12 protein-coding genes are annotated in these 12,954 nt (G+C 62.7%); 3 read left to right on the top strand and 9 right to left on the bottom strand.

The features are described 5' to 3' along the window. Window positions 1-11: 11 nt before the first annotated feature. Both OGM61_05370 and OGM61_05365 read right to left on the bottom strand, forming a co-directional pair. Window positions 12-2,246: a topoisomerase IV gene (locus OGM61_05370; GenBank protein ID UYI85509.1), complete on the bottom strand. Its 2,235-nt coding sequence runs from the start codon at window positions 2,244-2,246 to the stop codon at window positions 12-14. 30 nt (window positions 2,247-2,276) lie between these two features. After that, the gene (locus tag OGM61_05365; protein UYI85508.1) at window positions 2,277-4,262 is read right to left on the bottom strand and encodes a toprim domain-containing protein; all 1,986 of its coding nucleotides are present in this window, start codon (window positions 4,260-4,262) and stop codon (window positions 2,277-2,279) included. A gap of 461 nt (window positions 4,263-4,723) precedes the next feature. On the opposite strand from OGM61_05365, the gene OGM61_05360 reads away from it, so the two are divergent. Then, a complete protein-coding gene (locus tag OGM61_05360; GenBank protein UYI85507.1) occupies window positions 4,724-4,939 on the top strand; it encodes a DUF2508 family protein in 216 nt (71 codons plus the stop codon). 11 nt (window positions 4,940-4,950) lie between these two features. Then, the gene (locus OGM61_05355) at window positions 4,951-5,217 is read left to right on the top strand and encodes a pro-sigmaK processing inhibitor BofA family protein (protein UYI85506.1); all 267 of its coding nucleotides are present in this window, start codon (window positions 4,951-4,953) and stop codon (window positions 5,215-5,217) included. A gap of 44 nt (window positions 5,218-5,261) precedes the next feature. Here the strand turns inward: OGM61_05355 and OGM61_05350 are convergent, their stop codons facing one another. The 4 genes from OGM61_05350 to OGM61_05335 form a co-directional block, all read right to left on the bottom strand. After that, window positions 5,262-5,780 (bottom strand): hypothetical protein, encoded by a 519-nt coding sequence (locus OGM61_05350; protein UYI85505.1) that lies wholly within the window; start codon window positions 5,778-5,780, stop codon window positions 5,262-5,264. A 196-nt stretch (window positions 5,781-5,976) separates the two neighbouring features. Continuing rightward, entirely contained in the window at window positions 5,977-6,174 is a 198-nt protein-coding gene (locus tag OGM61_05345) for a hypothetical protein (GenBank protein UYI85504.1), read from the bottom strand. A 437-nt stretch (window positions 6,175-6,611) separates the two neighbouring features. After that, window positions 6,612-7,970, bottom strand: coding sequence for a UDP-N-acetylmuramoyl-tripeptide--D-alanyl-D-alanine ligase (locus OGM61_05340; GenBank protein UYI85503.1), 1,359 nt, complete (start codon window positions 7,968-7,970; stop codon window positions 6,612-6,614). Window positions 7,971-7,974: 4 nt separating this feature from the next. Then, window positions 7,975-9,015, bottom strand: a complete 1,041-nt coding sequence (locus OGM61_05335; GenBank protein UYI85502.1) for a D-alanine--D-alanine ligase — start codon at window positions 9,013-9,015, stop codon at window positions 7,975-7,977. A 166-nt stretch (window positions 9,016-9,181) separates the two neighbouring features. Between OGM61_05335 and OGM61_05330 the strand changes: the two genes are divergently transcribed. After that, window positions 9,182-10,174: an exonuclease domain-containing protein gene (locus OGM61_05330; GenBank protein UYI85501.1), complete on the top strand. Its 993-nt coding sequence runs from the start codon at window positions 9,182-9,184 to the stop codon at window positions 10,172-10,174. Window positions 10,175-10,234: 60 nt separating this feature from the next. Here OGM61_05330 and ribF read toward each other — a convergent pair whose 3' ends face one another. The 3 genes from ribF to OGM61_05315 are packed head-to-tail and all read right to left on the bottom strand — an operon-like array spanning window position 10,235 to window position 12,954. Beyond that, the gene (gene ribF, locus OGM61_05325) at window positions 10,235-11,146 is read right to left on the bottom strand and encodes a riboflavin biosynthesis protein RibF (protein UYI85500.1); all 912 of its coding nucleotides are present in this window, start codon (window positions 11,144-11,146) and stop codon (window positions 10,235-10,237) included. A gap of 3 nt (window positions 11,147-11,149) precedes the next feature. Beyond that, the gene (truB, locus tag OGM61_05320) at window positions 11,150-12,019 is read right to left on the bottom strand and encodes a tRNA pseudouridine(55) synthase TruB (GenBank protein ID UYI85499.1); all 870 of its coding nucleotides are present in this window, start codon (window positions 12,017-12,019) and stop codon (window positions 11,150-11,152) included. After that, entirely contained in the window at window positions 12,016-12,954 is a 939-nt protein-coding gene (locus OGM61_05315; GenBank protein ID UYI85498.1) for a DHH family phosphoesterase, read from the bottom strand. The genes truB and OGM61_05315 overlap by 4 nt, the downstream gene beginning before the upstream one ends.

Genomic DNA, 12,954 nt, shown 5'->3' with positions numbered 1-12,954 from the left:
TCTCTCTCTCCTCAGATCAGGCTCATCTGCTCCTCGCCGCGGTCGTCCTCGCGCAGCAGCGCGCCGGCGGCCGGCAGACTCCTGGCGCGGTAGCGCGCATGGTTGCGGATGAGCGTATCGGGCGCAAACTGTGCCTGCGTGACAACGGCCTTTTTCTTCAGCGCCATGACGGCGACGCCCTGCGTCGTGCGCGAGGCCTTGAGCGACACGGCCTCCGGCGGGAAGAGCAGCGCGCGCCCGTCGGACGCAAAGAGCACGACCTCGCTGCCCTCGTACAGCGGCAGCACGGCCACGAGCGGGCTCTTGTCCGAATACGCGCCGGTCAGGCGGCGGCGGTTCGTCTTGGTCTCATACGCCGAGACGGGGATGCGCGCGACCTTGCCGTTTTCGAATACGAGCAGCAGCTCGCCGTGGTAGTCGCCGGGGTCGACCATGCACAGGACGTGCTCGTCGGCGTCCATGGACAGCACCGTCGGCAGGTACACGCCGAGCACGGACGCCTTCGTGTCCGCAAAGTCGCAGAGCTTGGCCTTATACACCTGTTGACGGTCGGTGAAGATGAGAAGTTCCCCGCGGTTCGTCGCGCCGAAGCTCTGGCTGAGCGCGTCGCCGTCCTTATACTTCTGCTCGCCGCTCATGCGCAGCGACTGCGGCGTGATCTTCTTGAAATAGCCCTCGCGCGAGAGGAACAGCTGCACCGGGTAATCCGGCACAAGATCCTCGGCCGGCATCTGCGCCACGGACTCCGCCGCGACGATGCCCGTGCGCCGCGGCGACGGGTACTTGCGGATGATCTCCTTGAGCTCGCGGATGATGATGCCGCGGATGCGGCGCTTGCTCTCGAGCGTCGCCTCAAGGTCGGCAATGTCTTTTTCCAGCGCGTCGGTCTCGGCCGTGCGCTTGAGGATGTACTCGCGGTTGATGTTGCGCAGCTTGATCTCGGCCACGAAGTTTGCCTGCACCTCGTCGAGATCAAAACCCGCCATGAGGTTCGGCACTACGTCGGCCTCGCGCTCGGTATTGCGGATGATGGCGATGGCGCGGTCGATATCGAGCAGGATCTTGCCGAGGCCCTGCAGCAGGTGGAGCTTGGCGCGCTTTTTCTGCAGGTCGAAGAACACGCGCCGGCGGATGCACTCCATGCGCCAGGCGATCCACTCGTCGAGGATCTCGCCCACGCCCATCACGCGCGGGTTGCCGGCGATGAGGATGTTGAAGTTGCAGGCGAAGCTGTCGCACAGCGGCGTGAGCCGGAAGAGCTTTTGCATGACCTGCTCGGGATCTGCGCCGCGCTTGAGGTCGATGGCGAGCTTCAGGCCGCTGAGGTCGGTCTCGTCGCGCATGTCGGCCACCTCACGCAGCTTGCCCGCCTTGACGAGTTCGGCCACCTTGTCGATGACAGCCTCGACGGTCGTGGAATACGGGATCTCATAGATCTCGATGATGTTTTCCTTCGGCAGGTGGCGCCAGCGGGCGCGCACCTTCACGCTGCCGCGGCCGGTGCGGTAGATCTGGGCCATCTCGTCGCGGTCGTACAAGATCTCGCCGCCGGTCGGAAAGTCCGGTGCCGGGAGCGTCGAGAGCAGGTCGTGGTTCGGGTTCTCGAGGTAGGCGATCGTCGTGCGGCAGACCTCCTCGAGGTTGAAGCCGCAGATCTGGCTGGCCATGCCGACGGCGATGCCGAGGTTCGCCGACACGAGCACATTGGGAAAGCGCGTCGGCAGCAGGGCCGGCTCTTTCATGGAGCCGTCGTAGTTATCGACAAAATCGACGGTGTCGCTGTCAATGTCGCCGAAGAGCTCGGCGCAGATGGGCGCGAGCTTCGCCTCCGTGTAACGCGAGGCGGCGTAGGACATGTCGCGCGAAAACACCTTGCCGAAGTTGCCCTTCGAGTCCACAAATGGCGTCAGCAGCGCGTCGTAACCCTTCGAGAGACGGACCATGGTCTCGTAGATCGCAGCATCGCCGTGCGGGTTGAGGCGCATGGTCTGGCCGACGATGTTGGCCGATTTTGTGCGCCCGCCCGTGAGCAGATTCATCTTGTACATCGTGTACAGCAGCTTGCGGTGGCTGGGTTTGAAGCCGTCGATCTCCGGGATCGCGCGCGAGACGATGACGCTCATCGCATACGGCATATAGTTTTGCTCCAGCGTCTCGGTGATGGGCTGGGAGATGACCTCCGCCTTGAGCCCGACGACGTTGGGGTCAACGGTTTTCTTGATTTCCGGTGCTTTTTTTCTCGGCATAACGTTACCGTTCCTTTACGCAAGTTTTTCTCAGGAAATATCGGCCAGATCGAGAAACTGGCTGCCGCACTCGGCGATGTGCGCCTTGCGTCCGGCGAGATTGTCGCCCAGGAGCAGGTCGAACACCTGCGCCGTGCGCTCGACGTCCTCCGGCATGACACGGATGAGCTTGCGCGTGTCGGGGTTCATGGTCGTGAGCCACATCATCTCGGGGTCGTTCTCGCCGAGACCTTTCGAGCGGTTGATGTCCGCCTTTGCGCCGCCGAGGCTGTCGACGATGGCCGCCTTCTCACGGTCGGAATAGGCAAAGTAAGTCTTGCCCTTGCTCGCGATCTCATACAGGGGCGACTCGGCGATGTACACATAGCCCTCGCGGATGAGCGTCGGTGCGAGCCGGTAGAGCATGGTGAGGATGAGCGTGCGGATCTGGAAGCCGTCCACGTCGGCATCGGTGCAGATGATGACCTTATTCCAGCGCAGGTTCTCGAGATTGAACGCCGAGAGATCCTTGGCCTGCTTGCTCTGCACCTCCACGCCGCAGCCGAGCACGCGCATGAGGTCAGTGATGACATCGCTCTTAAAAATGCGCGCATAGTCCGCCTTCAGGCAGTTGAGGATCTTGCCGCGCACGGGCATGATGCCCTGAAACTCCGCGTCGCGCGAGAGCTTGCACGCGCCGAGTGCGGAGTCGCCCTCCACGATGTAGATCTCGCGGCGGGAGACGTCCTTCGAGCGGCAGTCGACGAACTTCTGCACGCGGTTGGCGAGGTCGACGTTGCCGGTGAGCTTTTTCTTGATGTTCAGACGCGCTTTTTCCGCCGTCTCGCGGCTGCGCTTGTTGATGAGCACCTGCTCCATGACGCGGTCGGCCTCGGCTTTGTGCTCGATGAAATAGATCTCGAGCTGGGCGCGGAAAAACTCCGTCATGGCCTCCTGGATGAACTTGTTCGTGATGGCCTTTTTCGTCTGGTTTTCGTAGGACGTGATGGTCGAAAAGCAGTTCGTGACGAGGATCAGGCAGTCCTGCACGTCCTGAAAGCTGATCTTGCTCTCGCTCTTCTGGTACTTGCCCTGCTGCTTGATGTAGGCGTCGATGGCGGAGGTGAAGGCGCTCTTCGTGGCCTTTTCCGGCGCGCCGCCGTACTCCAGCCAGGACGAGTTGTGGTAGTATTCAATGTCATTGACGCGGTTGGAAAAGCAGAACGCCGCCGAGATCTTCACCTTATACTCCGGCTTATCCGCGCGGTCGCGGCCGCGGCGCTCGGTCTCGATGAACGTAGGGACGGTCAGCGCGTCCTCCCCGGCCAGCTCTTTAACGTAGTCGAGGATGCCGTCGGCGTAGCAGTAGTCCGTCGTCTCAAACGCGCCGCCGCGCTGCACGCGCAGGCGGAACGTCACGCCGCGGTTGACCACAGCCTGCCGGTGCAGCACGTCCTGAAAATAGCTCTCGGGCACGTCGATGTCCGTGAACACCTCCAGATCCGGCCGCCAGCGGATGGTCGTGCCGGTCTTTTTGCGGTCGGCCGGGGCGCTCTCGAGCCCGCCGACGACCTCGCCGTGGCGAAAATGCAGGGTGTATTTTTTCCCGTCGCGCCAGATGGTCACATCCATGTATTCCGAGGCGTACTGCGTGGCGCACGCGCCGAGGCCGTTGAGGCCGAGCGAGTACTCGTAGTTTTCGCCCTCGTTGTTTTTATACTTGCCGCCGGCGTACATTTCGCAGAAGATCAGCTCCCAGTTGTAGCGCTGCTCCTTCTCGTTCCAGTCCACCGGACAGCCGCGCCCGAAATCCTCCACCTCAATGGACTTGTCTTCGTAGCGCGTAACGGTTATAATATTGCCGAATCCCTCGCGCGCCTCGTCGATCGCGTTCGAAAGAATTTCAAACACCGCGTGCTCGCAGCCCTCCAGCCCGTCAGAGCCGAAGATGACGCTGGGGCGTTTGCGCACGCGCTCCGCGCCCTTGAGCATCGAGATGCTGTCATTGCCGTAAGTCGTTGTTGGGGCCTTTGCCATGTCGTTGGATCCCTCTCATATCACAAGATGTGGTAGCATTCGTTTCATACCTTAACTAATCTAGTATAGCGTATCAAGGCCGGAAATGCAAGGAATTCCAAAAAATAGACGGGGAACACGAAAAGTGTGCTCCCCGCCGCCCCGGAACTTTTTGGGCTGTCCCCTGCCGCTCCGGCACTTGACGCAATCCGTGCCGAACGGCGTTCCGGTGGTCCGGAGCGGGTCGTTCCCGCGCTGGATGCAACAGCCTGCAAAGCTCTTGCAGGGATCGGATGCTGCGCCGCGGCCTGTGTGCCGGGCGGCCTCCGCGGGTTTGCTTCGCTGCAGCGCGCGTCGGATATGTTGTCCAGGCACAGTATGCGCGCGTCACCCGCTGCTATACCTGGAAAATTTCGCTGCGCTCTGACTAAAACCACCGCCGCTGACATAGAATATACAGAAAAGCGAACGGAGGCTTTTCCATGTCCAGTCAGAGAAAGCAGCAGCGGGCGCACCGCGCAGAGGTGCAGCGCGTGCGCGCCGAGATGCTCGGCGTGCGCCGCGAGCTCGAACAGGCCTACAACGAGTTTGACAACATCACCGATCCCCTGCTGATGGAGGCGTGCATCTATGAGATCAACGCGCTGCGCGCAAAGTACAACTGCGCCGTGCACGATCTGAAAAATCTGACACAATAGGATGGTTTCTTATGTCGCAAACACTTACGGACATTCTGGTCGTGATCGCGGCCGTGTTTCTCGTCTGGCTGGTCATTCGGCTGTTCCGAAAGCCGATCCGCTGGATCCTGAAGCTGCTGCTCAACACGGCCATCGGCTTCGCGGCGCTGTTTCTGCTCAACTTTTTCGGCAGCGCCATCGGCATCACGCTCGGCCTCAACTGGATCAACGCGCTCGTCATCGGCGTGACCGGGTTTCCGGGGCTGGTGCTGCTGCTGCTCATCAAATATCTCTTTTAGCCTACATAAACGTTTCCCCGCATCCGAAGATGCGGGGAACTGCTTTATCCGGGCGCGCCGGCGCTCTGCGTCAGTTCCGGCCACGTGCCTGCGGTATTGTAATTGTCGCGCGTGAGCGTCCAAGTGTACGGCGCGGCGAGCGTGATGTTCTGCGCGTCCACGGCTGCTTTTGTGAGCGCATAGCAAAAATCATGCCACGCATCGGCCTCGTCGCGCGTGTGCCCCGCCGCAAGGAAGGCCGCCTCCTGCGCCTGTGTGTAGCTTTCGAGCGTGAGCATAAGCTTGCGTGTCTCGAACATGGAGGCCCAGTAGGCATCCTCCGTCATGCCGGAGGCGCGGTTTTGCGTGCACATGTTTTCAAACGTGTGCGCCGTGATCGTGAAGTCCCCGCCCGTGATGCCCGGCGTCTCGTCGCCGGGCTGCTGGGACTCGGCATATGTCTTTCCCGCGTTGCGGTAGGCCGTGTCCTCTATCGGCCGCTTCGCCGCAATATACAGCGCAATGCACATCGCCAGCACCGCGATCAGCACGCACCAGAGGATGATCCTGCTCGTTTTCGACATGGTCGTTCCCTCCCAAAACCACGTTATGTAAACTTATTACTCCCATTTCCAATATTCAAAGTACCATATTCCGGCGGGAAAGAAAAGTAATTCCCCGATATTGGGGCAAAAAACACGCCGGGTGAAGTTTTGCTTCACCCGGCGTGTTAGTATATTCGTTCTATTTTCAGGCGGCGAACCGCGCGCCTGTCAGGGCTCAGTCATTGACCGTGACCACATTGTCCGCAACGACGGCGGACGCTTCACCATTCGGCTGCACCGTCTCCACATACGTGCCGGTGCTGCCTATGTAGGGGTTCATCTCGCGCGCTTTGAGCGCGGCGTAAATGCCCGCGCAGGCAACCATCATTGCGATGAGCAGGCCCCACAGAACTGCGATCTTAGTCTTTGCCATGACAGATTCCTCCTTTAAGAAATCAAACGTGTTTTTATTTTTTATCTTCTTGCGTTCCGCTTTCCACACTTCCCACACAGGCGGCAACAGCCGCTGCGGCGAATCGGAACGAACACTGTCGAGCTTTGTTATTTTCTTATCAACTGCATTGTAGCGCCATTTTTGCCATTTGAAAAGCCCTTTTTTGCATTTCTACTTTTTTAACAAAGCTGTTTGATTTTTAACGTTACGTTTTTGACGAATTGACGAAACGCGAAAATACCGGGCGAAGCAATGCCTCGCCCGGCTGGAAATTCACTGTATTTGCTATGCAAAAGCACAGCAAAATGAGAAATGTGCCATTTCCTCGCCCCTGCAGGGCAACCGGAAAGGATGCACAAGGACTTCATGCACCGGCATTTGCACTTTTTCGTGGTGCAGTGCGCATGCATGAAGTTTTACGCCTGTGTCAGCGCCTGAACGATGCGCTCAAACTGCATGCTGTGCGACGCTTTGACGAGCACGCAGTCCCCCGGCTGCAGCAGGCCCGGCAAGGCCGGGAGCAGCGCATCGAGCGTGTCAAACGACGCGGTCGCAACGGCGGGATCCTCTGCGGCAGCACCTGCAGCGATCTGCCTTGCCAGCTCCCCGCAGGTGATGACGAGCGACACGCCGGCTTTCGCCGCGCAGACGCCGGTCTCCCGGTGCAGAGCCGCGGCGTTCGTGCCGAGCTCACCCATGTTGCCGAGGACGGCCACCCGGCGGCCGGCCGGCAAGGTCGCCATGGAGCGCAGCGCCGCCGCCGTGGAGTCGGGATTGGCATTATAGCAGTCGTCAATGACCGTATAGCGCGCCGTGCGCACAACGCGCGCGCGGCTGCCGACCGGCTGATAGGCCGCGATGCCGCGGATGATCTCATCATCCGTCAGACCGTATTCGATACCGACGGCCGCGCCCTCGAGCGCGGCATAGACCATGTGCTGCCCATAGGCCGAGATGCGCACCGGGATGCGCCGTGTACCCGCAATGATCGTGCAGGTGCTGCCCTCGTCGCCGAGGTCGCGCACGTCGACCGCGCGCACGTCGCACCCGGCCGAGAGGCCGAACGTCACCTTGCGCTGGCGGCAGGTCATGGCGCGCAGCAGGTCGTCGTCCCCGTTGCAGAAGGCGACGGCATCGTCCGGCATGGTGTCGAGCACGGAGGTCTTTTCCTGCAGGACGCCGCGGCGGTCGCGCAGAAACTCCAGGTGCGCGTGGCCGATGATCGTAAAGAGCATGGCCGTCGGCTGCACCATGGCGGCCAGCGGCGCCATGTCGCCGAAGTGCGACACGCCCATCTCGACGACCGCGGCCTCGTGCTCCGGCCCGAGCCGGAAGAGCGTGAGCGGCACGCCGAGCTGATTGTTGAAGTTCTTTTCGGTTTTCAGCGTGTTCCAGCGCTGCGAGAGCACGGAGGCGACCATTTCCTTGGCCGTCGTCTTGCCGACGCTGCCGGTCACGCCGAGGACCGGGATGGAAAAGCGGGCGCGGTAGGCGCGCGCGAGCGTCTCGAGCGCGGCGGCCGTATCCGGCACGCAGATGACCGGACGGGTCTCCCCCGCCGGGACGCGCTGCGCAAGGCAGCAGACCGCGCCGAGGTCGAACGCCTTGCCAATGTAGTCGTGCCCGTCCACCCGCTCGCCGGGGATGGCGGCAAAGAGCGCGCCGGGCGTGACGGCGCGGCTGTCGATGGCGACGCCGGTCACAAGCGCAGCCCCGTCGCCCGAGAGCACGCCGCCGGTGATGGCGGCGATGTCCGATACGCAGTAGCCCGTCATCGGCTCACTTGTGCAGCGCGGCGGCGATGATCTGCTCGCACAGCTCGCTGTAGCTGATGCCGACGGCGGCGGCCTCCTGCGGCACGAGGCTGGTAGGCGTCATGCCAGGCAGGGTGTTGATCTCGAGGAACCAGAGCTCCCCTTCCGCGTCGAGGATGAAGTCCGCGCGGGAATAGGCCGACAGGTTCAGCGCATGGAACACCGTGAGCGCGGCATCGGCCAGGCGCTGCTCGGTCTCGGCCGGGATCTCGGCCGGGGTGATCTCGCGAGCGGCGCCGGGCTGGTACTTGTTGCGGTAGTCATAAAAGCCCTCGGCCGGGATGATCTCGATGCTGGGCAGGGCCTTGTCGCCGAGGATGCCGATCTGCACCTCGCGGCCGCAGATGTACTGCTCGATGAGGATGCGGCTGCCTTCGTTGGCGGCTGCTTTCAGCGCAGCGCGCAGCTCGGCCTCGTCATTGGCGATGGACACGCCGATGCTCGAGCCGGAGTCGTCGGGCTTGACGACGCAGGGCAGCTTCGCCTGCGCGCAGATGGCGTCGATGTCCATGCCGTCGCTCTCGACGAGCATCCACGCCGGGGTCTTGACGCCAAGCGGTGCGACGACGCGCTTGGTCAGGTCCTTATCCATGGCGATGGCGCTGCCGAGGTAGCCGCTGCCGGTATAGGGGATGCCGAGCAGGTCGAGCGTCGCCTGCACGCGGCCGTCCTCGCCGGTGCGGCCGTGCAGGGCCAGAAACACGATATCCGCCATGGCGCACACCTCGAGCACGTGCTCGCCGAACAGGCTCGGGCTCTGGAGCTTGCGCTGCGCGCGCACGGCCTCCAGATCCGGCGCGCTCTCATCAATGCGCGTGCCGCCGAGCGCCGGCGGATCGTCAAACACATGGGCGATGTCGCCGGTATAGTCCTCAAGACCGAAAAACATATCCAGCAGCACGACCTGGTGGCCGCTCTCCTGGAGCGCGCCGGCAATTTTCGTGCCGCTCGAGATCGAGACGTTGCGCTCGGGGCTCAGGCCGCCGCAAAGAACTGCAATTTTCATTGGGAATACCCCCTTCGTTTTCTCATCGTACCGCCCACGGACGGTATTGTTTGATTATATCACACTATGCGCTTGCATTCAAATATAGAATTCCCGAAAAAAGGGCGTGAAAGTTGCGCCATTGTGTGCTATACTTCTAATGTTACAGGAAAGGACGGAAAGAGCCATGCATTATGTCGTGATGGATCTGGAATGGAATCAGGCGATGAGTTCCAAATCCTCCGTATTCAACAAGCTGCCCATTCACCTGCGCGGCGAGATCATCGAGATCGGCGCGGTGAAGCTCAACGAGGACATGACCCCCGGCGAAGAATTTCAGATCGATGTCAAGCCCATGTACTTCAAGCGTATGCACTACAAGGTCAAAAAGCTCACTGGCTTCGACCGTGAGCGCCTGGCCGCCGGCGTGAGCTTTCCGGAGGCGCTGGCGCAGTTTCGTGCCTGGTGCGGGGACGATGTGACGTTCCTCACCTGGGGCTGCGACGATCAGGGCATCCTCGAGCAGAACATCATCATCCACGATCTGGACTGGGATTGGATCGCCGGCTGGATCAACCTCCAGCTCATCTACAACCTCCAGACCGACGGCGACCGCAACCAGAAATCGCTCGCCACGGCGATGGAGCACTTTGCCATCGAACAGACGCGCATCGCGCACGACGCGCTCGGCGACGCGTACAACACTGCGCTCGTGTGCACGCACCTGAATATGGAGAAGGGCCTGGCCGATTACCACGACGCCGCGCAGAAGCTCACAACCCGGCTGCCGAAGGAGCACCACGGCGAGAATAACGGCCCAGATCCGATCGAGCACGTCGCGTCGGAGTCCTATGCAACGAAGTCGGAGCTCTTCGGCGACGCCGCGTTCGTCACGCCCTGCTGCCCGCTGTGCAGCGGCGAGGTGCGCTACAGCAAGTGGGTCAACCAGGGCGACCAGCGCTATATGGCGCTCGGCGAGTGCCCGACGGACGGCAAGCTGCTCGTGCGGCTGAAATTCCGCAAGGCGGACGACTGCACCTGGAGCGCCACGCGCCTGACCTATCAGGCGACGGACAGCATGGAGAGCTACTACAAGGCCAAGGCGGCCCAGCCGCGCAAGCGCGGCCGCGGCAAATCCCGCCGCCGGCCGGCCAAGACCGCGCAGTCAGCCCCGCAATAACCCAAAACGCAAACCCGCGGCCCCGGTACTGAGTACCGGGGCCGCGGGTTTTGTATGTTCTTATGCGTGCTGGGTCTGCGCTTCGAAATAGGCGCGGGTCGTGTTCGCATCGTAGAGGATGCGGGCCTTGAGCGCATCGACGGAGTCGAACTTCCGCTCTGGGCGCAGGAACTTGTAAAACTCCAGCCGCACCTGACGGTTGTAGAGATTGCCGTGGTAGTCGAGGATAAAGCTCTCGACGCTCACGCGCTGGCCGCCGCTGACCGTCGGCCGCACGCCGACATTCGTGACGGCATAATGCTCGCTGCCGTCGTCGAGATACACCTTCGCGGCATACACGCCGTGGCGCGGCACGAGCACCCCGTCCGGGAACTGCATATTGATCGTGGGCGTGCCCATCTTTGTGCCGAGGCGGTAGCCGTAGTGCACCGTGTCCGACAGCGTGTGCGGATGGCCAAGGAAGGCGTTGGCGCGCTCGACCTCGCCGTTTTCGAGCAGCTCGCGGATGTAAGTGGAGCTGACGACGCGGCCGTCGAGCGTGACGGCGGGAATGACGTCGCAGCCGAGCCCGCGCTCGGCGCAGTAAGCGGCGAGCTTTTCCGCCGTGCCCTCGCCCCGCCAGCCGAAGCTGAAATCGTGCCCGACGACGAACGCCGCCGCGTCCATCTCATCGACGAGCGTCTGGATGAACGTCTGCCACGGCATCTGCATGACCGTGCGGTCAAAGTGGATAAAGACCACGCTCTCAATGCCGAACAGGCGGCGGATGAGCTCCTCGCGGCCATGGGCGCTGTTGATGAGCGGGACTTCCGTGCCGCGCACGAGCGTGTCCGGGTGCACGTCAAAACTCATGACCGTGGGGATGGCGCCCATCTCCCCGGCGCGCGCGACCGTGCGGCGCATGAGCGCGGCGTGGCCGATATGAATGCCGTCAAAAAAGCCCAGGGCAATGACCCGTTTCTGGTTTTCCATACGTCAAGAAACCTCGAAAAAACTTTTGATCGTGACGGCCATGCCGTCCGTGACCTGCGCCAGCAGGAGAAACTCCCCCGACGCAGCATAGATGCGATAAGTTCCGTCCGGCACGCCGAGTGCAAACGGATTGCCGCAGCGGGCAAGCCGCTCCGAGCGCGCATCGACGGTGATCCGCGGTGCGTCCGGCCAGAGGCTGTCAACCGGCAGGAGCAGGCGCTGCGCCGCCTCGCGCGGCAGCACGCACAGCTCGTCCATGGTGTGCGCATCCTCCACGCGATACCCGCCGACTTCCGTCCGGCGCAGGGCGCTCATCACGCCGCCGCAGCCGAGCGCCGCGCCGATATCGTGGCAGAGCGTGCGGATGTAAGTGCCCTTCGAGCAGCGGACGCGCAGGACATAGTCCCCGTCCGCCTCGCCGAGCACGGTCAGTTCTTCGATCGTGACCGGACGCGCCTTGCGCGCGACCTCGCCGCCGCGGCGGGCGATCTCATAGAGCTTCTGCCCGTCGACCTTGAGCGCCGAATACATCGGCGGCGTCTGCAGAATATCCCCGCGAAACTGCGGCAGCGCCGCCTCCAGCTCCGCGCGGGTGACGCGCCGGTCACAGCGGCTGAGCACCGTGCCGGTCGTGTCCTGCGTGTCGGTCGTGAGGCCGAGGCGCAGGCGCGCCTCATAGCACTTGCTGTGATTTTCGGAGAACGACACCGCGCGCGTCGCGCGGCCGGCAAACACGACCAGAAGGCCGGTCGCCATCGGGTCGAGCGTGCCGGAATGGCCCATGCGCCGCTCGCCGAGCACGCCGCGGAGCTTGGCCACAACGTCGTGGCTCGTCCAGTCCGCGGGCTTATCGACCAGCAGGATCCCGTTCATGCGGGCCACACCTGGTCGATGGCTGCAAGGATTTTCTCCACGGCCGTTTCCGTGCCGCAGTCGAGTGTGCAGCCGGAGGCCATCTTGTGGCCGCCGCCGCCGTAGACCGCGCAGATCGCACACGCATCCACCTCGGGGTTCGAGCGCACGGAGATCTTGCTGCGGCCGTCGAGCAGCTCGCGGATCGTGACGCTCACGACCACGCCCTCTGCCCGGCCGGGCAGACCGGCGATATCGTCGCAGTCATCCTCCGTCGCGTGTACGCTGTCGATCAGCGCGCGCGTGACGACCGCAATGGCGACCTGACCGCCGCGGAAAAAGCGCATGCCGGAGTAGATCTGCCCCACGAGCGCCATGCGCGCGCGGGAGATCTTGCGGAAAAAGTCCATGCTGATCTTCCGGTTATCGGCGCCGAGCTCCAGCAGCCGCGCCGCCGCGCGCAGAGTGGCGGCGTTCGTGTTCGCGTACTGGAAGCAGCCGGTGTCCGTCGTAACGGCGATGTACAGGAGGTTTGCCTCCTGCTCGGTGACGCTGCCGGTCAGCAGCTCGATCACATCGAGCACCGCCTCGCCGCAGGCGGACTTTTCCGCGTGCAGGAGCGTATCGCCGGCATACAGCGCGTTCGACGGGTGGTGGTCGATGCACAGATCGACCGCGCCGGAAAAGCCCTGCGGGAACAGGTTCGGCGTCGCAATGTCGACCGCGACCACGCACGCAGGCACAAAATCCGCAGGCGCAAAAAACTGCGCCACATACGGCAGATAGCGCGCTGTCGTCTCCGGATTGGGGAATAGATACGCCGTCTTGCCCATGCGGCGCAGTGCGCTGCAAAGCGCCGCACCGCTCCCGAGCGTGTCTCCGTCCGGGCGCAGGTGCGACAGGATCAGAATTGCGTCGCGGTCGCGCAGCGCCGCGGCAAACTCCCGATCATTCAT

The sequence above is a fragment of the Clostridiales bacterium genome (assembly GCA_025757645.1).
GTDB lineage: Bacteria > Bacillota > Clostridia > Oscillospirales > Oscillospiraceae > CAG-103.
The sequence above is the reverse complement of the archived record's forward strand: the minus strand, read 5'-3'. Positions and strand labels throughout refer to the sequence as shown.